At 72.4% G+C, this 20,552-nt stretch carries 15 protein-coding genes and 1 pseudogene; 5 read left to right on the plus strand and 11 right to left on the minus strand.

Going from position 1 to position 20,552, the window contains the following annotated elements; genetic code table 11:
• Nucleotides 1-77: 77 nt before the first annotated feature.
• Nucleotides 78-764, minus strand: a complete 687-nt coding sequence (locus tag ACLQ24_RS13360; RefSeq protein ID WP_425891689.1) for a response regulator — start codon at nucleotides 762-764, stop codon at nucleotides 78-80.
• Between the two features lie 2 nt (nucleotides 765-766).
• A complete protein-coding gene (locus ACLQ24_RS13365; RefSeq protein WP_425891618.1) occupies nucleotides 767-2,032 on the minus strand; it encodes a PspC domain-containing protein in 1,266 nt (421 codons plus the stop codon).
• A gap of 159 nt (nucleotides 2,033-2,191) precedes the next feature.
• Here ACLQ24_RS13365 and ACLQ24_RS13370 point away from each other — a divergent pair, with 159 nt between their 5' ends.
• From ACLQ24_RS13370 to ACLQ24_RS13380, 3 genes and pseudogenes are all read left to right on the plus strand, one after another.
• The gene (locus tag ACLQ24_RS13370; protein ID WP_425891620.1) at nucleotides 2,192-4,024 is read left to right on the plus strand and encodes a PspC domain-containing protein; all 1,833 of its coding nucleotides are present in this window, start codon (nucleotides 2,192-2,194) and stop codon (nucleotides 4,022-4,024) included.
• Nucleotides 4,021-4,293: pseudogene (locus tag ACLQ24_RS13375) on the plus strand (hypothetical protein); the annotation flags it as partial. The gene ACLQ24_RS13370 and the pseudogene ACLQ24_RS13375, both read left to right, overlap by 4 nt.
• 600 nt (nucleotides 4,294-4,893) lie before the next feature.
• Nucleotides 4,894-6,147: a phosphatidylserine decarboxylase gene (locus ACLQ24_RS13380; protein WP_425891622.1), complete on the plus strand. Its 1,254-nt coding sequence runs from the start codon at nucleotides 4,894-4,896 to the stop codon at nucleotides 6,145-6,147.
• Nucleotides 6,148-6,204: 57 nt separating this feature from the next.
• Here ACLQ24_RS13380 and ACLQ24_RS13385 read toward each other — a convergent pair whose 3' ends face one another.
• The 3 genes from ACLQ24_RS13385 to ACLQ24_RS13395 all read right to left on the minus strand — a co-directional run bounded on the left by ACLQ24_RS13385 (nucleotide 6,205) and on the right by ACLQ24_RS13395 (nucleotide 9,491).
• Entirely contained in the window at nucleotides 6,205-7,140 is a 936-nt protein-coding gene (locus tag ACLQ24_RS13385; RefSeq protein WP_425891623.1) for a CDP-alcohol phosphatidyltransferase family protein, read from the minus strand.
• 344 nt (nucleotides 7,141-7,484) lie between these two features.
• Nucleotides 7,485-8,438: an NUDIX hydrolase gene (locus ACLQ24_RS13390; RefSeq protein ID WP_425891624.1), complete on the minus strand. Its 954-nt coding sequence runs from the start codon at nucleotides 8,436-8,438 to the stop codon at nucleotides 7,485-7,487.
• A 102-nt stretch (nucleotides 8,439-8,540) separates the two neighbouring features.
• Complete coding sequence (locus ACLQ24_RS13395; RefSeq protein ID WP_425891626.1) at nucleotides 8,541-9,491, minus strand: NUDIX hydrolase; 951 nt, start codon at nucleotides 9,489-9,491, stop codon at nucleotides 8,541-8,543.
• 144 nt (nucleotides 9,492-9,635) lie between these two features.
• On the opposite strand from ACLQ24_RS13395, the gene ACLQ24_RS13400 reads away from it, so the two are divergent.
• On the plus strand, nucleotides 9,636-9,980 hold the full coding sequence (locus tag ACLQ24_RS13400; RefSeq protein WP_425891628.1) for a PspC domain-containing protein: 345 nt from the start codon (nucleotides 9,636-9,638) through the stop codon (nucleotides 9,978-9,980).
• Nucleotides 9,981-9,987: 7 nt separating this feature from the next.
• On the opposite strand, the gene guaA is transcribed toward ACLQ24_RS13400, so the two are convergent.
• Nucleotides 9,988-11,544 (minus strand): glutamine-hydrolyzing GMP synthase, encoded by a 1,557-nt coding sequence (gene guaA, locus ACLQ24_RS13405; RefSeq protein WP_425891630.1) that lies wholly within the window; start codon nucleotides 11,542-11,544, stop codon nucleotides 9,988-9,990.
• Nucleotides 11,545-11,671: 127 nt separating this feature from the next.
• On the minus strand, nucleotides 11,672-13,366 hold the full coding sequence (locus tag ACLQ24_RS13410) for an FAD-dependent oxidoreductase (protein WP_425891632.1): 1,695 nt from the start codon (nucleotides 13,364-13,366) through the stop codon (nucleotides 11,672-11,674).
• 146 nt (nucleotides 13,367-13,512) lie between these two features.
• Between ACLQ24_RS13410 and ACLQ24_RS13415 the strand changes: the two genes are divergently transcribed.
• Nucleotides 13,513-14,631, plus strand: a complete 1,119-nt coding sequence (locus ACLQ24_RS13415; protein ID WP_425891634.1) for an LCP family protein — start codon at nucleotides 13,513-13,515, stop codon at nucleotides 14,629-14,631.
• Nucleotides 14,632-14,638: 7 nt separating this feature from the next.
• Here ACLQ24_RS13415 and ACLQ24_RS13420 read toward each other — a convergent pair whose 3' ends face one another.
• The 4 genes from ACLQ24_RS13420 to guaB all read right to left on the minus strand — a co-directional run bounded on the left by ACLQ24_RS13420 (nucleotide 14,639) and on the right by guaB (nucleotide 20,489).
• On the minus strand, nucleotides 14,639-16,099 hold the full coding sequence (locus tag ACLQ24_RS13420) for a M1 family metallopeptidase (RefSeq protein ID WP_425891636.1): 1,461 nt from the start codon (nucleotides 16,097-16,099) through the stop codon (nucleotides 14,639-14,641).
• Between the two features lie 106 nt (nucleotides 16,100-16,205).
• Nucleotides 16,206-17,630 carry a M1 family metallopeptidase gene (locus ACLQ24_RS13425; protein ID WP_425891637.1) on the minus strand — a complete coding sequence of 475 codons (1,425 nt, stop codon included), beginning with the start codon at nucleotides 17,628-17,630 and terminating at the stop codon, nucleotides 16,206-16,208.
• Between the two features lie 150 nt (nucleotides 17,631-17,780).
• Nucleotides 17,781-18,899, minus strand: coding sequence for a GuaB3 family IMP dehydrogenase-related protein (locus tag ACLQ24_RS13430; RefSeq protein ID WP_425891639.1), 1,119 nt, complete (start codon nucleotides 18,897-18,899; stop codon nucleotides 17,781-17,783).
• A gap of 27 nt (nucleotides 18,900-18,926) precedes the next feature.
• Nucleotides 18,927-20,489 carry an IMP dehydrogenase gene (guaB, locus tag ACLQ24_RS13435; RefSeq protein WP_425891641.1) on the minus strand — a complete coding sequence of 521 codons (1,563 nt, stop codon included), beginning with the start codon at nucleotides 20,487-20,489 and terminating at the stop codon, nucleotides 18,927-18,929.
• Between the last annotated feature and the right edge of the window lie 63 nt (nucleotides 20,490-20,552).

Raw genomic sequence — 20,552 nt, forward strand, 5'->3', positions numbered from 1 at the left:
AAAGCCGACGCGCGTCCCGCACCGTAACGCCCATACACCCCAAACGATCACAAACCATTTGGGTTACGGGTCAATAATCACACGAGCCGGCGGTCCGCCGCCCAGCGGGAGAGCTCGTACCGGTTGGACATCTGGAGCTTGCGCAGCACGTTCGACACGTGCGTCTCCACCGTCTTGATGGAGATGAACAGCTCCTTGGCGATCTCCTTGTAGGCGTACCCGCGGGCGAGCAGGCGCAGCACCTCCCGCTCACGGTTGGTGAGCTGGTCCAGCTCCGGGTCGGCAACCGGCGCGTCCGGCCGGGCCGCGAACGCGTCCAGCACGAACCCGGCCAGCCGAGGGCTGAACACGGCGTCACCGTCGGCGACCCGGCGGATCGCCGCGGCCAACTCGTCCGGAGAGATGGTCTTGGTGACGTACCCCCGGGCGCCGGCCCGGATCAGCCCGATCACGTCCTCGGCCGCGTCGGAGACGCTCAGGGCCAGGAACTTGACCTGCGGATGGCTGCGCCGCATCGCCTCCAGCACCGCGCGGCCACCGCCGTCGGGCATGTGGACGTCGAGCAGCACCACGTCGGGCCCGGTGACGGCGATCCGGGCGACCGCCTCGGCCACCGTGCTCGCCTCGCCCACCACCTCGACGTGGGCGCCCAGCTCGGCACGTACACCGGCCCGGAACATCGCGTGGTCGTCCACGAGGAAGACCCGCAGGCGTTCGGGGCGGCTGGCCGCCTGGTCCGGGTGTTCCGTCGGCTGCTCGGCCATGGTCATTTGTTCCTCTCCGCCGCGGACGAGTCCCGGGAGATCGGCAGGATCAACCGGACCTCGGCCCCCTCCCCCGGGCCGGACCGGATCTCGGCCCGTCCGCCGTGCCGCTTCATCCGTCCGATGATCGAACCGCGTACGCCGTGCCGGTGGTCCTCCACCGTATCCGGATCGAAGCCCTTCCCCCGGTCCCGGACGAACACGCTGACCTGATCGGGCTCCACCTCGGCGTAGAGCGACACGGTCTGCACACCGGCGTGCCGTGCCGCGTTCACCAGCGCCTCCCGCGCGGCGGCGACCAGCGCGCCGACCTTCTCGTCGGTCTCGCGGTCCCCCACCACCACCGCCTCCACGGTGATCGCGAAGGTGTCCTCGACCTCGGCGGCGGCCTGCTCCAGGGCCGCGGCGAAGCGTTCGTTCGGCGAGGCCGTGGGCTTGTAGAGCCAGTTGCGCAGCGAGCGCTCCTGCCCCCGCGCCAACCGCTGCACCGTCTTGACGTCGCCAGCGTTGCGCTGGATGAGCGCCAGCGTGTGCAGCACCTGGTCGTGCACCATCGCGGCCAGTTCGGCCCGCTCCTGCTCCCGGATACGGCCCTCGCGCTCCGCGCGGAGCTGGTTGTACGTCCGCCAGAGCACCGGCGCCGCGACCACGCCGACCCCGGCCAACCCGACCAGCGCGAAGATCACCCCGTTGATCACCGCGTCGAAGTTCTGTGCCGGCGAGTAGACCGCCGCGACACCGATGATGCCGACCGCGACCAGCACCCCGCCGCCGATGAACCGGAGCACGAAGGCCCGCCGGTCGCTCTCCTCGACGACCGCCCCGAGCCACGGGACCGGCATCGCCTCGCCCCAGCGCCGCCGCCGCTCGGGCGCCGACTGGTGCCAGATCACGCCCGCGCCGACCGCGATGATGGCCACCAGCCAGCCGGCGGTGCCCGCCGCGCCGACCGAGTCGAAGACCATCACCTGGATCAGCAGGACACCGAGCCCGATCCCGACGAACGGCAGGAGCTGGGCCACGTCCCGCCGGGGCGGCACGGCGGTGTCGCCGGGCCGCAGCGGCACCACCGCCCAGAACGCCGCGTACAGCAGCAGCCCGAGCCCACTCAGCCCGAGCAGCACCATGAACGCGACTCGCACACGCAGCACCGAGATGCCGAGGTGATCGGCGATGCCGGCGGCGACGCCAGCGGCCATCCGATGCTCGGGGGCCCGGTAGAGGCGCGGAGGTGGGGTCACGGTGCTGATCGCAGGCTCCCTGGTCACGGTGGTGGGCTGGGCGCGAGGCGGTGGGTCCGATCGTCACACGCTGCGGCGTCCGACGACCACGGGGACGCCCCCGACATTCCGGCCGCCCGGATCTCAGGGTGGCGTCAGGGTCGGGTCCTGAGGTCGTTCGGGCGAGGTGGGCAGCAGGATCGAGGCATGACCGAGGAAGCTGCCCCGCCGCCCCGCCCCGGGTCGGCACAGCCGGGTGGTTCAGCACCGCCCGCACCGACCGCGACGCCCGCCGGCTGGACCGAGCCCACCACCTTCGGCCCGCCCGCCGGACCGACGCCGGGCGCCACGTCCGGCGCGTACGAGCCGCCGAGCGCGGGCTACGCGCCCGGCGCCGGCTACGCGCCCGGCACGGGCTACGGACCCGGCGGGGGTACGCCTCCGGGGCCCGGCACGCCCGGGCCGTCCGTGGGCCCGCTGGGCGGCACCGGCTTCACCTCGCGGTACGGGTTGGTCCGACCCCGCGACGGCCGTTACCTGGCCGGGGTCTGCGCGGCGATCGGACGGGCCACCAACACCGATCCGGTGCTGTGGCGGGTGCTCCTCGCGGTGCTCGGGTTCTTCGGCGGCATCGGCATCCTGGTGTACGTCGCCGCCTGGCTGATCATCCCGAACGAGGGCGACACGGCGTCCCCGGTGGAGTCCATGCTGGGGCGGGGCCGTTCCAGCATGTCCCCGATGACCGTGATCATCCTGGGCCTCCTCGTGGCCGCGAGCTTCGGCTACATCGTCACCGACGCCTTCCGCGCGGTGCTGCTCGGCGCGGCCATCCTGATCGGCGGCGCGTTGCTGCTCAACCGGGACAACCGTGGGCCACAGCCTCCGGGTGGGCCGGTGCCGCCCTCCCCGGCGGGCACGCCACCCGGGCCGGTTCCGCCGGTCGCCTGGCCCGCCCCGACGTATAGCGCGGCGCCGCCCGGCGGTCCGCTGGCGACCGGGCCACTGGCGGGTGGCGCGCCGTCGTACGCCGGCGCGCCGGAGAGCGCGTACGCGTCCGTCCAGGGCGACCAGCCGGCCACCGCGGCGCAACCGCCCGTCGGCGCCGAGCCGGTGTTCCAGGCGGCGGTGGTGTCCGGGGCAGGCCCGCTGTCCGCACAGCCGGCCAGCGTCACGACCGGATCGCAGGGCACCGGCTGGCCGGCGCCCGAGCAGGGCTGGCCAGGCAGCAGCACGCCCACCGTCGGTACGCCTACCAGCGGCTGGCCGTCGGCACCGGTGACCGCCGTACCCGCCGCCGGCCCGTCCACCCACCCGGGGGCGGCGACACCGGGCGGGTACCGCCCTCCGTTCGCGCCACACGGCCCGTACGCCACGCCGGCGCCGGCCGCGTACCCCCCGCCGAAACCACCGAAGCCGCCGAAGCGGCCCCGGGAGCGTTCGCCGCTCGGCGCGGTGACCTTCTCGCTGATCTTCCTGGCGCTCGGTGTGGTCGCCCTGCTCGACCTGCTGGACGTCTTCGACGTCGGCGCCTCGGCGTACTTCGCGGCCGCGTTGGCCACCATCGGGCTGGGGCTGCTGGTCGGCACCTGGTTCGGCCGGGCACGCTGGTTGATCGCGCTGGGCCTGGTGACGGCCGCCGCGCTGGGCACGGCGACGGTCGCCGAGTCCTACGACCGGATCCGGGGCGTGGACGGCGCGGTCACCTGGGCGCCCACCGACTACCGCGACCTTGCCGACCGGTACGAGAACAGCTTCGGTGACGCCGTCCTCGACCTGCGGGGCATCGACTTCACGAAGCGGGACACCCAGGTGACCGTGGCGATCAACTTCGGTCAGGCAACGGTGGTCGTACCGCCCAACGTGGACGTCACCACGGTGGCCGACGTCAACGCCGGCGACGCCACTGTCTTCGGCAACCGCTCCGGTGGCATCGACGGCCGGCTGCGGGAGTCCACCGACCTGGGCGCGGACGGTCCCGGCGGCGGGAAGCTGCGCCTGTACATCCACGTCAATGCCGGCAACCTGGAGGTGACCCGGTGAAGGCTCACCGCACGGACCTGCTCTCGTTCGCCTTCGGGCTGGTGTTCCTGGCCCTGTCGGCCTGGTGGCTGCTCGCCCAACTGCTCGGGCTCGCGCTGCCGCCGGTCGGCTGGTTCCTGGCCGGGGCGCTGATCCTGATCGGAGTGTTCGGTCTGGTCGGGGCGCTGCGCTCGGGCCGCTCGGGCCGCCCGGGCCGCCCGGGCCGCCCGGGCCGCCCGGAGCCGAACGGGATCGCCGAGCCGGGTGCGACGGCCTCCGACGCCGTCCCGGTCACGCCCGAGCCCGTCACGCCCGAGCCCGTCGCGGCCGAGCGCGGCACGCCGCAGACCGCCATGTTCGAACCGGCCACGTTCGCGCCGGCCACGTTCGAACCGGCCACGTTCGCGCCGGCCACGTTCGCGCCGGCCACGCCAGACGCGACGCCCACGGCCGAGCTGCGCACGACGGAAACGCCCACGGCCGAGCTGCGGACACCGGAGACGCCCACGGCCGGCGTGGTCCATCCCGCCTGGCTGGCCCACGCCCCGGCAGAGCCGGAGACCCCGCCGGCCCCGGCCCAGCCCGCCGAGCCGACCCAGGTCGACCACCCGATCACTCCGGCCGGCGAGATTCGGGCGACCGATCCGGCCAGCGGCGACGATCCGGCCAGCGGCGACGATCCCGCGGCCGACGACGAGCGGACGGGTCGGCGCGGGAGTTCCTGAGCCGACTGTCGGCCCGCGCGCTCCTCGGCGAGGGCTCGGCGGTGCGGCCGGCGCGGGCAGGCGCATATGCTGGCTGGTGGAGATCTCGCCTCCGCCGGCCGGCCCGTCCCGCCATGGCGCCCCCGCCACGATTCCCGTCTCTACCCCGTCAGGAGCCCGCCCGTCATGACGCAGTCCCCCGCCGTGCGTACCACCGGCCGGTCCGGTCCGGTCCGCATCGGCGAGCGCGCCGCCCGTACGCTCGTCTCCGAGCTGGCCCGGATGAACGACCCGAAGGTCGCCCTGCTGGTCGGCGCGAGCCCGGAGTCCGCGGTGCTGGCCGCGGCGATCGAGGCGTTGCTCCCCGGCGACCGGCTCACCGTGACGCCCGCCGAGTCCTCCGACGCCGCCGCGCTCCGCGAGCACGTCACCGCCCAGGGCCGGTGGGTCACCGACCGGGTACGCGTGGTCGACGCGCTCGCCGACGCCGAGGCCGCGGCGGTGGTCATCGCCGGCGAGGCGTTCACCGGCACCGCCGAGGAGGCCCGTAGCGGCATTCAGAGCCTGTCGAAGTACCTGGTCGACGGCGCGGTGCTGAGCGTCGCCACCACCGCGACGCCGGGCCGGACCACCGGCGCGGCCGGCGAGCTGGCCCGCCAGGACGCCCTGTACGGCGTCGGCGGTGACCTGGTGCTGCGCAACTCGCCGCCGGTACGGGTCTACCGGCTGCGGTTCACGCCGGCCAGCCCGGCGACGGCCGACCGGCTGGCCCCGGCGTACCGGCCGTCGAGCGTGCCCCTGACCAGGGGAATGCACATCGACTCCAACGGAGTGGCCGCGGCCGGCATCACGCTGGGTCTGGCGGCGCTGGCCCGGGTCGCGCGTCCGTCGTCCAAGCTGTGGCTGCTGCCGGCGCTGGCGGCCGGCCCGGTCGCCGTGTTCTTCCGTGATCCCCAGCGGGACGTACCGGAGGACCCGAACGCCGTGGTGGCCAGCGCGGACGGGAAGGTCCTGTCGGTGCAGCGGCTGCACGACGAGCGTTTCGGCGACGGCGAGTGGCTGCGCGTCGCGGTCTTCCTCTCGGTGCTGGACGTGCACGTCAACCGTGCTCCGGTCGCCGGCAAGGTGGTGGACTACTTCGTCGCCGACGGTGGCTTCGTCAACGCGATGAAGCCGGACGCCGAGCACAACGTCGCCGCGTACACCGTTCTGGACACCAGCCGCGGCACGGTGGTGGTCGCGCAGCGGACCGGCCTGATCGCCCGCCGCATCGTGCAGCGCGCGCCGATCGGCGCGCTGCTGGCCAAGGGCGAGCGTTTCGGGCTCATCCGGTTCGGCTCGCGGACCGACGTCTACCTGCCGGCCGACGCAGCGGAACCACTGGTGGGGCCGGGCGACAAGGTGGTCGGCGGCTCCACGGTCATCGCCCGCTGGCACTGAAACCGAGATGCGAAAACGGGGCGCCGCTGTCTGCGGCGCCCCGTTTCGCGTGTCGGATCAGGCGGTACGACGCTGGCGCAGCCAGAGCACCGGCCCGCTCACCAGGTAGCCGACCACGATCAGGGCGAAGGTGAGCCGGATGTCGACGAGAGCGCCGAGCACCGGGGCGAGCCAGAGCCACGGCGGCAGCTTCACCAGACGCGCCAGCTTGGCGTACGGGAAGCTGGACACCATCGCGAAGGCGAGCAGTGCCACGCCGGCCACCAGCACGAGGCCGGGCACCGGCAGACCGATGGCCACGGTCACGGCGAGCACGGCGGCGGCCATGGTGGTGGGGACGCCGCAGAAGAAGCGGCCGTCCTTCGGCGAGACGTTGAAGCGGGCCAGCCGGATCGCCGCGCACGCCGCCACCAGCGCACACGCCACCGCAGCTGCGGCCGTCGACACGGAGCCGGCGAGCGAGGCGTAGACCACCACGGGTGCGGCGAGGCCGAACGAGCACATGTCGGCCAGCGAGTCCATCTGGGCGCCGAACGGGCTGGCGACGCCGAGCCGACGCGCCAGCGCACCGTCGAGGCCGTCGAAGACGACGCAGGCGATCAGGCAGAGGGCGGCGATGCGCACCTGACCCTGCATGGCCAGGAAGATCGCCAGCATGCCGAGCATCAGGCTGGCCAGGGTGCAGGCGTTGACCAGGGCGAACTTCATCCGGCGGGCCATCGTGCGCTCACCGGGGAGCAGGGGGATCGATCCGGCGACGGCCTCGTCGGTGTGCGCCATCGGCGGCAGTGCCGGGCTGACCGGCATGACCGCCTTGATCTCGGCGCGCGTGACGCCGGCAGGCCGGCTGAGCCGGTCCAGACCGTAGCGACGGCGCTGGCGGTCGGCGTACCGGTGCTCGGGCAGTGTCAGGTTGGTGGCCTGTGGGTCACCATCACGGCGACCCACCCGGACCAGCAGCACCTGGCGGGCGAACGTGCTGCTGCGGCGCAACCGGCCCGCCCAGCGACGCCCTGCGGGGCGCGGACTGTCAGTCGTACGACGCCGGCGCCATGGGGCTCTCGGCACGTTTCCTCCATCACCGGATCGGCTTACCGCCGTTGGGCGGGTGTCCGGCTGTCTCGTGCCGGACCTTGCGTGGCCCGGCAGACCGTTTTGCGGAGTACACCATCGCATAGAGGAATGTGGCTTGGCGATAGCTGCCGGCGGTACTTATCTGGTGCAACCCGCGCGAACCGCCTTGTTATTCCCATCCCGGGCTTCATCGCCCGTTTCCTCCACCATTCCCGCCTCCGACTCTACCGGAGGGTAGCCAACTCGGCTCGCTGGGCTGAGTGCTATGAGCCCAGCTGTCCGATTGCCGAGGCAGCGATGCCGGTCAGCGGCAGGTCAGCGGCCTCGGCGGCGGTGAACCAGCCCGCCCGCGCGGTCGAGCCGCCAGCGGACTCCGTCACCAACGCGTCGGTGGGTACGTCCACCAGCACTCGATAGATCACCCGGACGCCGTGCCAGTCCAGCGGACGACCCTCCGGGCCGAGCGCGGCCGGGTTGTGCAGGTTGTCCACGCCGAGCAGCTTCACCACGCGGCCCACCTGACCGCCCTCCTCCACCAGTTCCCGGAGCAGCCCGGCGGTCGGCTGCTCGCCGTGGTCGGTGCCGCCGCCGGGCAGGTGCCACTTGCCGGCCCCGGGGTAGCCCTCGGCGATCTGGGTCAGCAGGATCCGCCCCGCCGGGTCGGTGACCAGCCCGTACGCCCCGAAGCGCAGCCGCCGGTCCGGATGCGACGTCGGAAGGGGCTCGGCGGACGGGTACGCGTCGGCCCGGAGCGGGACGACCGGCAGGCCGAGCAGTTCGGCGCTGAACGGCGTCAACGGCAGCCCGGTCGCGGCCTCGGGGCTGACCCAGCGGGCCTCGACCGTGCCACCGTCGGTGACCTCCGGCACATCGCCGAGCACGGTCGTCTCGAAGAGCAACCTGTCGGTGTGTACCGATATGCCGTCACTCGCGCTGGCGTCCACGTCCGCGACGACGGAACGCAACCGGGCCACCGACACGGTCAGCCCGGTCTGCTCGGCGATCGTGCGCACCACGGCCCGCTCAGGGTGCTCAGCATGCGCGACGGGCCCTCCGGGCAGCGACCAGACCCGCCCGCCACCCACCCGAACAACCAAGAACCGCCCCAGATGCTCCAAAGCCCCATAAACCGCAACCCGCCGCACCAAAACCCCCACGCCCACTCCCCCGCACCCCAACCCACCCCGGACCCGGCCCCGATCCAGCCCGGCGATCATGAAGATCGCCGTCCATCTCGGCGTGTCCTGACAATAACTTCATGATCACCGCGACGCAGGGGGAACGCCGGGTGGGGAGCGCCGGAGGTGGGTGTGCGGGGGTTAGGTTAGTTGGGCTGCTTGGACTGCTTCTGCTGTCACCTCGGTCAGGTGGTCCGTGGGGAGGGCGCCCAGCTCCTCGCGGGCGAACCAGCGGGCCTCGCAGGTGGAGCCGCCGACGTCGGCGATGGTCAGCGGGTTGGGCTGGTCGACCACCACCCGGTAGAAGGCGCGTACGCCGTGCCAGTCGATCGGGTAACCCTCCGGGCCCAGCGAGGCTGCGTCACGGTGGCTCGCCACACCCAGCAGCTCGACGAGGCGGCCCGCCTGGCCGGTCTCCTCGACCAGTTCCCGGATGAGCGCCGCGCCGGGCTGCTCGCCGTAGTCGGTGCCGCCGCCGGGCAGGTGCCAGCAGCCGGCGCCGGGGTAGCCGTCGGAGATCCTCGTGAGCAGCACCCGGCCGGCCGGATCGGTGCACACGGCGTACGCGGCGAAGCGCTGCGCACGGTGCAGCCCGTCCGGGCCGGGGACCGCGTAGAAGGAGGGGAACTCGGGAGCCTCGTCGGGCACCACGTCGGCCGAGGAGGCGGGCAGACCGAGGGCACGGGCGGTGAACGAGCGCAGTGACAACTGGCGTGCCTCGTCCAGCGTGTACCACCGGGCGAGGTCGGTGGGGCGCTCGCCGGTCCGGTCGGCGAGGGTGCCGCCGCGCACCGCCACCCGGTAGATCAGCCGGTCGGTGTGGATGGTGATGCCGCGCTCGGGCAGGGCCCGCATGTCGGCGAGCACGTCGGCCAGGCCCGAGACGGCGACCGAGAGGCCCGTCTCGGCAGCGGTCTCGCGGACCACCGTGTGGTTGGGGTCCTCGCCGTGGTCGACCGCCCCGCCGGGCAGGGACCAGGTGCCGGGTGTGCCGGAGCGCTCCGATGCGCGGACCAGCAACACTCGGCCGTCTGAATCAGCACAAACTGCGTATGCCGCGATCCTGCGAAGCGGCTCCAGCATGGTGGTCACGGGTCCAAATTCTCCCCGGGCCGCGTTACCGGAACGGAAAAGAGTCGGATTCCTGACTTCTGGCTTCCCGCTCAGGGATCGATCAGGGTAGGCATCCGGGCGGTCACCGAGGGCAGGGCGGGCCCCGGCGCGGACCGTGGAGACATGACACCTACCGCCGCTCCCCAGGCCCCGTACAAGCAGCTCCGGCGACCCACCACCGACCGCATGGTGGCAGGGGTCGCCAGTGGCCTCGGCCGCTACTTCGACGTCGACCCCACCCTGGTCCGCGTGGCCTTCGCCGTCACCGGGCTGCTCACCGGCGGGCTCGCGCTGCTCGCGTACCCGATCATGTGGTTCCTGATGCCCGAGGAGCCCACCGGCGCGCCCGCCTGGCCGCACCCGGCGGGCGTCGCGCCGCAGCCCACCGCCGGGTCCGCGCCCGGTGGGCCGCAGCCGGGGTACGCCCCGACGCCGCCCTACCCGCCGACGACCCCGCCGGCCGCATGAGGCTGGCTCACTCCCACTCGATGGTGCCCGGCGGCTTGCTGGTCACGTCGAGGACCACGCGGTTGACCTCGGCGACCTCGTTGGTGATCCGGGTGGAGATCCGGGCAACCACCTCGTAGGGCAGCCGGGACCAGTCGGCGGTCATCGCGTCCTCGCTGGAGACCGGGCGCAGCACCACGGGATGCCCGTAGCTGCGCCCGTCACCCTGCACGCCGACGCTGCGCACGTCGGCGAGCAGCACCACCGGGAACTGCCAGACGCCCCGGTCCAGGCCGGCGGCCGTCAGCTCCTCACGGGCGATCAGGTCGGCCTGGCGCAGCAGGTCGAGGCGGTCCCGGTCGACGGCGCCGATGATCCGGATGGCCAGACCGGGCCCGGGGAACGGGTGCCGCCAGATCATCGCCTCGGGCAGGCCGAGCTGGAGGCCGAGCGCGCGGACCTCGTCCTTGAACAGGGTGCGCAGCGGCTCGACGAGCGCGAACTTCAGGTCCTCCGGCAGGCCGCCGACGTTGTGGTGGCTCTTGATGTTGGCGGTGCCGGTGCCGCCGCCGGACTCGACCACGTCCGGATAGAGGGTGCCCTGGACGAGGAACTCCACGTCACCGTGCGAGGCGATCTCGCGGGCGGCGGCCTCGAAGACCCGGATGAACTCCCGGCCGATGATCTTGCGCTTCTGTTCGGGGTCGGTCACCCCGGCCAGCGCGCCGAGGAACCGGTCGGCGGCGTCGACCACCTTCAACTTGATGCCCGTCGCGGCGACGTAGTCCTTCTCGACCTGCTCGGCCTCGCCCGCGCGCAGCAGACCGTGGTCGACGAAGACGCAGGTGAGCTGGTCACCGACCGCCCGATGCACCAGCGCTGCGGCGACCGCCGAGTCCACCCCGCCGGAGAGGCCGCAGATGACCTCCTTGTCACCGACCTGCGCCCGGATCCGGGCGACCTGCTCGTCGATGATGTTCTCGGGCGTCCAGGTCGGCTCGATGCCGGCGATGTCGTACAGGAAGCGGGTCAGCATCTCCTGACCGTGCGCGGTGTGGCCGACCTCCGGGTGGAACTGGACGCCGGCCCGGCGGCCGACCACGTCCTCGAAGGCCGCCACGGGCGCGCCCGCCGACTCGGCGGTCACCGTGAAGCCCTCGGGCGCCTCGGTGACGCAGTCACCGTGGCTCATCCAGACCGGCAGGTCCGCCGGCAGGTCGCGCAGCAGCACGCCCGGCTCGGTGAGGCGGGGACGCAGCGGCGTGCCGCCGTACTCCCGGCTGCCCGTGTGCGCGACGGTGCCGCCCAGCGCCTGGGCCATCGCCTGGAAGCCGTAGCAGATGCCGAAGACCGGCACGTCGGACGTGAACAGACCGGCGTCGACCTGCGGGGCGTCCGGCGCGTACACGCTGGCCGGACCGCCGGAGAGGATGATCGCGGCCGGGTTCTTCGCCAACATCTCGGCGACCGGCATCGAGTGCGGCACGATCTCGGAGTAGACCTTCGCCTCGCGGACCCGGCGCGCGATGAGCTGGGCGTACTGGGCTCCGAAGTCCACCACGAGGACAGGGCGAGGCAGGCTCATGTGTACAAAGCCTACCGACAGTCACCGCCGCCCCGAGCCGCGCCCCACGCACTCGGCGCGGCGCGCTCTGACCTCCACCGGTACGCCCGCCGACGTCGGCGTCAACCACATCCTCCGCCGGCCCCTGTCAGGGGCGTAGCGCGGCCGGGGCATCCGCGGGGACCGCCGGCTCGTTCGGGGGTACGGGGGCTAACCGGCGGTATGGAGTGCCCAGGGGTGGGCGGGGGTCCTGAGCACCCCTGTTGGGCCAGAAGGACATCGCCCGTTCCGCCTGCGCGGTGATCGTCAACGACGGGTTCACGCCCAGGTTGGCCGACACGGCCGCGCCGTCGACCACGTGCAGCCCCGGATGGCCGTACACCCGGTGCCAGGGGTCGACCACCCCGTCGGCCGGGGTGGCGCCGATCACCGCCCCGCCCAGGATGTGCGCGGTGACCGGGATGTCGAACGGCTCGGTGAGCGAGCCACCGGGCGTACCGCCGATCTCCTCGGCGAGCAGTCGGGTGGCGGTGTTGCCGGCCGGGATCCACGTCGGGCTCGGGGTGCCGTGGCCCGGCCCCGCGACCAACCGGCGACCCCACAGGCCGCGCCGCCAGCGGGTGGTCAGCGAGTTGTCCACCGACTGCATCACCAGGGCGATCACCGTCCGCTCCGACCAGCCCCGCACCGACAGCATCCGGGCGGCCAGCCCCGGCTGCCGGACGATGCTGCCCAACCACCGCCGGACCCGGTGCGGACCCCCATCGACCAGCAACGACTGGAGCAGGCCCATCGCATTGGAGCCGCGGCCGTAGCGGACCGGCTCGATGTGGGTCTGCGGATCGGGATGGAACGAGCTGGTGATCGCCACTCCCTCGGTGAAGTCGGTCCGCTGCTGCCGGGCCCGTTGCCGGGGCATCGACGCGCCGAGGATCGCCTCCGAGTTGGTCCGGGTCAGCGCGCCCAACCGATCCGACAGGCGCGGCAGCGCACCGGTGGCCTTCATCTCGTGCAGCAGCCGCTGGGTGCCGAGCGCTCCGGCCGCGAAGACCACCTGGTCGGCATGGATCACCTGCCGCCGTCGGCGCAACCACGCGCCGGTGCGCTCGGTGTGCACCTCGTACCCGCCGCCGGTGGCCGGACGGACGGCCGTCACCGTGGTCAGCGGGTGCACGGTGGCGCCCAGCCGCTCGGCGAGCCAGAGGTAATTCTTGGCCAGTGTGTTCTTGGCCCCGTGCCGGCAGCCGGTCATGCACGAGCCGCAGTGCAGGCAGCCGGTGCGCTCCGGGCCGGCACCACCGAAGTAGGGGTCGGCGACGCGTTGGCCCGGACGGCCGATGTGCACGCCGACCGGGGTGGCGTGGAAGGTGTGACCCACCCCCATCCGGTCGGCCACCGCCCGCATGGCGCGGTCCGCGCCCGTGTGGATCGGGTACGTGGTGACGCCGAGCATCCGTTTCGCCTGGTCGTAGTGGCGGGCCAACTCGTCACGCCAGTCGGTGACGTCGCGCCACTGCGGATCGGTGTAGAAGGCGTCCAGCGGCTCGTAGAGGGTGTTCGCGTAGACCAGCGACCCGCCGCCCACGCCGGCCCCGGAGAGCACCAGCACGCCGCCGGAACGGCCGGCGGTCGCGCGGAGCAGGGTGAGCCGCTGGATGCCGTAGCAACCCAACTTCGGCGCCCAGAGGAACCGGCTCAGGCGCCACGACGTCTGCGGGAACTCGTCGTCGGCGAAACGGCGGCCGGCCTCGACGACACCGACCGAGTAGCCCTTCTCCGCCAGCCGCAGCGCGGTGACACCACCACCGAAGCCGGACCCGATGACGACCACGTCGTACCGCATGGACGCATCATTACCCGCCAGTAGCGCTCGCGCCAGCGCCCGTTTTCGCGCGATCATGCACCGGCCGACCGACCCGGCGCCTCCCGGCCGCAACCCGGAGCACCCGTCGGAGCGTTGTTCCGGATACGGGTGGAAGGAAACACACGATGATTCTGGGGTCGATGGAGCCGCGCCGACGCTGGCTGCTGCTCGGGTTGGCGGCACTCGCCGTCGTCGCGTTGATCGTGGGTGGAGCGACCGTGATCACGCGGCTGAGCGGCGACGACAAGTCCGCCGGCACGCCGCTGGCCGGCTCGCCGAGCCCGTCCTCGGCCGCCACGGCCACCCCCAGCCCGAGCGGCCCGCCGCCGGGCGCGAACATCAAGGGTCCGTTGACACTGCTGCTGGTCGGCGTGGACACCCGGGTCAGCGTGCCGGGCTGGGAGCCGCACTCCGACGCGGTGCTGGTGCTGCACGTGCCGAAGGGGCTGGGTCGGGCGTACCTCTTCTCCCTCCCCCGCGACCTGCTGGTGGACATCCCGGCGTTCCCGAAGGCCGGTTACAAGGGCGGCAAGACCAAGCTCACCCACTCGATGAGCTTCGGCAGCCGGGTGCCGGGCAAACCCAAGCAGCCGAGCACCGCCCAGGGGTACGAGCTGCTGCGCAGCACGGTGAGCGGGTACACCGGGCTGCGGATCGACGCGGGCGCCGTGCTCACCTTCGGCGGGTTCGACAAGCTGGTGAACGCCCTCGGCGGGGTGGACATCTACGTCGACCAGCGGGTCGCGTCCCTGCACCGCAAGCCGGACGGCAAGTACCGGGACAGCGCGCCCGGCGGCTACACCGGCCCGCAACAGGTCTACGAGAAGGGCGAGCAGCACCTGAACGGCTGGCAGGCGCTGGACTACGCCCGGCAGCGTTACATCACCGGCGGCGACTACGCCCGCCAGCGTCACCAGCAGCAGCTCGTCAAGGCCCTGACCCGCAAGATCCTCAACGAGGGCCTGGCCCGGCAGCCCGAGCGCGTCGACCAGGTGGTCGCCGCCCTCGGCAACACCCTGGTGTACGTGGGCGGCGACCGGATCGTCGACCTCGCATACGCCCTCAGCGGGGTGCCGGAGAACCAGTTCACCCTGGTCGGCCTGCCCGGCTCGGGCGTCGGCACGGGCAGCACCTACCGGGGCGAACAGCTCACCGGCGAGGGGCGGGCCTTCATCACCGAACTCCGCGCCGGCCGCGCGGAGGCGTACCTGAAGGCCCACCCCAGCCTGGTCGTCAAGAACTGACCCGGGCTCAAAGCTTCTTGGGTTGGGTGGGCTTCTTGGTGCCGTACAGCCACGCGTCGAAGAGGGCGTCGAGCTGCTTGCCGGAGATGCGCTCGGCGAGGGCCACGAACTCGGCCGTGGTGGCGGTGCCGTTGCGCTTCTCCGCCGCCCAGGTCTTGACGATCTCGAAGAACGCCTCGTCGCCGACGGCCACCCGCAGCGCGTGCAGGGTCATCCCGCCACGCTGGTAGACCGACTCGCCGAACAGGTCCTTCACACCCGGCTTGCCGGGCGGGGTCTTCCACACCTTGGCGGGCACCTGCTGGTACCGGATGTCGAACGCCTGCTTGGCGGTGTACTCCTTGGTGTGCTCCGCCCAGAGCCACTCGGCGTACGTCGCGAAGCCCTCGTTGAGCCAGATGTCCTCCCACTTGGCCAACGCCACGCTGTCGCCGAACCACTGGTGGGCCAGCTCGTGGGCGACCACCCCGGTGTTCTCACCCCGCCGGAAGAAGCCGGCCGAGTAGACCGGGCGGCTCTGCGTCTCCAGCGCGTACGCGATCCGGCTGTCCGAGACCACCACGCCGCCGTACGCGTCGAACGGGTACGGCCCGAACACGGTCTCCAGGTAGTCGGCCACCTTGACGGTCTGCGCGATCGACGCGTCGGACGCGCCCTTGGCCACCTTGGTGGTGACCGCGCTGTAGACCGGCTTGCCCTTGTGCTGACCGGTGGTGATCCGGAACTTGCCGATCACCACATTGCTCAGGTAGCTGGCCATCGGCGACTTCTCCGACCACTTCCAGGTGGTCCAGCCGTCCATGGTGCTGTTGCCGCCCGGCACGCCGTTGCTGACCGCGGTCACCCCCTGCGGGACGGTGATCTCGAAGTCGTACGTGGCCTTGTCCGACGGGTGGTCGTTGACCGGGAACCAGGTGCTCGCCGACTCGGGCTGGCCCAAGGCGATCGCGCCGTCGGCGGTGTGCAGGAATCCGCCCTCGCCGAGCAGCTCGTTCTTCAGCGGCTTCGGCACCCCCTCGTACGCGATCTCCACCACGAAACCGTTGCCCGTGATGAGTCCGGCCGCCGGCTTGATCACCAGCTCGTTCTTGTCCCGGGTGTAGGTGGCCGGGGTGGTGTCCACGGTGACCGTCTTGACGGTGAGGCCGGCCAGGTCGAGGTTGAACGTCGACAGGTCCGCCGTCGCCGTGGCCTGGACGGTGGTCGTACCCGTCAACTGGTTCTTCGCCGGGTCGTAGCGCACCTTCACGGTGTACTGCCCGACGTCGTACCCGCCGTTGCCGTAGCTCGGGAAGTACGCGTCGCCGGCCCCGGCCGCCCCGGCGGTGAAGGACCGCGACGGCGTCGGGGACGCGCTCGGCGACGGCGCCGCCGCCTCCGGTGTGGACGAGTCGCATCCGGACAGCACGAGCGCCCCGGTCACCAACAGACCTGCGCCCACGCGCAGCCTGTGCCGCGTACCCCGCATCACGAACCTCCCCGTAAGCCGGCGTGGATGGCCTCGCCACCCCCGCGCGACCGGCGCTCCCGCCCGATCGCAGGCGGCAGCCTATCGACCGACGATCACCGGGTCGTCACGGCAGGGTCGGTGCCGCGCCGCCGACCAGCCACGCGTCGAGCAGGGGTCGGAGCGGCCGGTCGGCCACCCGTTCGGCCAGCGCCACGAAGTCCGAGGTGGTGGCGTTTCCGGCCCCCCGCTCGGACGTCCACGTGCGCAGGATGCGGAAGAAGGTGTCGTCGCCGACGGTCCGGCGCAGCGCGTGCACGGCGAGCGCGCCTCGCTTGTAGACGGCGGTGCCGAACATCCGCTCCCGTCCCGGCTCGACCGACGGTTGTGACCAGTCCGTCGACGCGTACTGCAGCTCGAAGTTGCGCTGCGCGGTCCGGCCGCCGTCGTGCTCCTCCCACAGCCACTCGGCGTAACTGGCGAAGCCCTCGTTGAGCCAGATGTCGCTCCACCGGTACAGGGACACGCTGTCACCGAACCACTGGTGAGCCAGCTCGTGCGCCACCACCGACGGGTTGGGGTGGTCGCCCGAGAAGAAGGCCGGCCCGTAGACCGGCCTGGACTGCGTCTCCAACGCGTAGCCGATCCGCTCGTCGGCGACGACGATCCCGCCGTACGAGTCGAACGGGTACGGGCCGAAGCGGCTGGCCAGGAAGTCGACGATCTCGCCGGTGCGGCCCACCGAGCCGGCCGCGCCACCGGTCGCCGGCAGGCTCGCCGCGACCGCGGTGACCATGGGGCGTCCGCCGTGCACGCCGGTGACCACCCGGTAGTTCCCGATCACGAGGGTGCTCAGGTAGCTGGCCATCGGGGTGCGCTCCGACCAGCGCCAGGTCGTCCACCCGTCGGCGCTGGTCTGCGGACCGGGCACCCCGTTACTCAACGCGGCCACTCCGTCCGGGACGGTCACCGCGATGTCGTAACTGGCCTTGTCGGACGGGTGATCGTTGACCGGGAACCAGGTGGCCGCCGAGTCGGGTTGACCGAGAGCGATGGCCCCGTCGGCGGTGTGCAGGAAACCGCCGCTGCCCAGCTCGCCGTCGGTGACGGGGGTGGGCACGCCCGCGTAGTCGACCCGCACGGTGAACGACCGTCCGCGCGCAAGCCCGTCGCGCGGGGTCACCACCAGTTCGCCGTCGTCCCGGCGGTGCTCGGCGCGCCTGTCGGCGACGGTCACCGCGCCGACGTTCAGGCCGACCAGGTCCAGGTTGAACCGGGACAGGTCCTGGGTGGCCGTCGCCGTGATGGTGGCCCGACCGGTGAGCCGGTCGGTCGTCGGGTCGTAGCGGACGTCCAACCCGTAGTGCGTGACGTCGTAGCCGCCGTTGCCGCGGCCCGGCACGTACGGGTCACCGGCGTCCGCCGCACCGGGTCGGAAACCGTCGCTGTCGTCGCCCGTGCAGCCGGTCCCGGTCAGCGCGACTGCGCAGCCCAGCGCCGTGAGGGCGGCGGTCAGTCGACGGCGGTACGGTCCCCGTCCGCTCCGGACCATGCACGACTCCTTCTACGCCATCCCCGGGTCAGGAACGAGCGTAGCCAGCGGTACGTCGTCCGATGGCCGTATCGGGGAGCGACCCCCTCGCGGCAGGCGACGAAGGCCGGCGCCGCAGGATCGCGGGGCCGGCCTTCCAGCGTCAACTCGTCAGCGGTCGAGGACCAGGCCGACCTTCTGGAACTCCTTGAGGTCGCGGTAACCGCACTTGGCCATCGCCCGACGCAACCCACCGAACAGGTTGAGCTGACCGTCGGCCTCGTCGGCCGGGCCGAAGAGCAGCTGCTCCATCGAGCCGAGCGGCTCACCGGACACCTCGAAGGTGCCCCGGGGCAGCGACGGGTGGCTGGCCGCCGAGTGCCACCAGGCGCCACCGGCGGGCGCCTCGTCGCACAGCGACAACGGCTCGCCGAGCATCACCGCGTCCGCGCCGCAGCCGAGGGCCTTGGCGATGTCACCAGAGGTCTGGATGTCACCGTCGGCGATCAGGTGCACGTACCGGCCACCGGTCTCGTCGAGGTAGTCCCGGCGGGCCGCCGCGGCGTCCGCGATGGCGGTGGCCATCGGCACCCGGATGCCCAGCACCGACTCGGTCGTCGACCACTCGTCGCCGCCGATGCCCACGATCACGCCGGCCGCGCCGGTACGCATCAGGTGCAGCGCCGTCTTGTAGTCCGTGCAGCCGCCGACGATCACCGGCAGGTCGAGGTCGGCGATGAACTCCTTGAGGTTCAACGGCTCGTCGGTCGTCGAGACGTGCTCGGCCGAGACGATGGTGCCCTGGATGACCAGGATGTCCACCCCGGCGTCCAGGATCACCGGCGCCAGCGCGAGGGTGTGCTGCGGGGAGACCCGCACGGCCACCGTGCCGCCACCGGCGCGCAGCTCGCGGACCCGCTCGGCGATCAGATCCGGGCGGATCGGCTCCGCGTACACCTCCTGGAGCCGCTTGGTGGCGCGGGCTTCCTCGTCGAGGCCGGCCAACTCGTCGAGCACCTTCGTCGGGTTCTCGTAACGGGTCCACAGCCCTTCGACGTTCAGCACACCGAGACCGCCGAGCTGCCCGAGCCGGACCGCCGAGGACGGGCTCATCGTGGCGTCCGAGGGGTGCCCGACACAGGGGATGCCGAACGGGTACGCGTCGAGCTGCCACGCGGTCGAGACGTCGTCGACGTCCCGGGTCCGGCGGCTCGGCACGATGGCGATGTCGTCCAGGTGGTAGCCGCGCTGCGCGGTCTTGCCCAGCCCGATCTCGACCACGTCACGCATGGGGGACTCCAGATTGTTGGGGGATGGTCAGCGGGAGTGGTAGTTGGGCGCCTCGACGGTCATCTGGATGTCGTGCGGGTGGCTCTCCTTGAGCCCGGCCGCGGTGATCCGGATCAGCTGGCCACGCCGGTGCAGCTCGGGGATGCTCTCCGCGCCGACGTACCCCATGGCGGCCCGCAGCCCGCCGATGAGCTGGTGGGCGACCGCGGACAGCGGGCCCCGGTAGGGCACCTGACCCTCGACGCCCTCGGGGACCAGCTTGTCCTCGGCGAGCACGTCCTGCTGGAAGTACCGGTCCTTCGAGTACGACTTGGCCTGCCCCCGCGACTGCATCGCGCCGAGCGAGCCCATCCCGCGGTACGCCTTGTACTGCTTTCCGTTAATGAAGATCAGCTCGCCGGGGCTCTCCTCGCAGCCGGCCAGCAGGCTGCCGAGCATCACGGTGTCGGCGCCGGCGACCAGGGCCTTGGCGATGTCACCGGAATACTGGATGCCACCGTCGCCGATCACCGGCACGCCGGCCGGGCGGGCGGCACGGGCCGCCTCCATGATCGCGGTGATCTGGGGGACGCCGACGCCGGCGACGATCCGGGTCGTGCAGATCGCGCCCGGGCCCACACCCACCTTGACCCCGTCGGCGCCGGCCTCGACGAGCGCCCTCGCGCCGGCGTACGTGGCCACGTTGCCACCCACGATGTCGATCGTGACGTCCTTCTTGAGCCGGCGGACCATGTCGAGCACGGCCCGCTGGTGCCCGTGCGCCGTGTCCACGATCAGCACGTCGACGCCGGCGTCGACGAGCGTGCGGGCCCGCTTGTACGCGTCCTCGCCGACACCGATGGCGGCGGCCACCCGCAGCCGGCCCGCGTCGTCCTTGGTGGCGTTCGGGTACTGCTCGCTCTTGGTGAAGTCCTTCACGGTGATCAGCCCGCGCAGGCGGCCGGCGTCGTCCACGATCGGCAGCTTCTCGACCTTGTGGCGGCGCAGCAGCGAGAGCGCCTCGTCCTTGCTCACCCCGACCTGGGCGGTGACCAGCGGCGTCCGAGTCATGATCTCGCGGACCGGGGTGTCCGGCTCGGTGACGAAGCGCATGTCGCGGTTGGTGACGATGCCGACCAACTGGCCGTTGCCGTCCACCACCGGGACGCCCGAGATGCGGTACCGCCCGCACAGCTCGTCGACCTCGCGCAGCGTGTCGTCCGGGCTGGCGGTCACCGGGTTGGTGATCATGCCGGACTCGGAGCGCTTGACCAGGTCGACCTGGAGGGCCTGGTCCTCCAGGGAGAGGTTGCGGTGCAGCACGCCGATGCCGCCCTGGCGGGCCATGGCGATCGCCATCCGCGCCTCGGTGACCGTGTCCATGGCGCTGGACAGCAGCGGGACGGTCAGCTCGACGTTGCGGGTGAGCTTCGTCCGGGTGTTGACCCGACTGGGCACGACGTCCGACTCGCCCGGCTGGAGCAGCACGTCATCGAAGGTGAGCCCGAGCGGAACGACCCGGGCCGAGCCGGCGGGCAGCTCGGGCAGGTGGCCGCCCAGGTCGGCGTGCTCAACGCCGGCCGGAAGATCGGTGCTGGGCGAATTTTCCACGATTGCTCCCCTGAGCTGCTCGGATGGGCTTCAGCGAGGTGGCGCGGGCGGGCACCGGAACAC

This window comes from Micromonospora sp. DT4, from assembly GCF_049841675.1.
Classification (GTDB): Bacteria; Actinomycetota; Actinomycetes; order Mycobacteriales; family Micromonosporaceae; genus Micromonospora.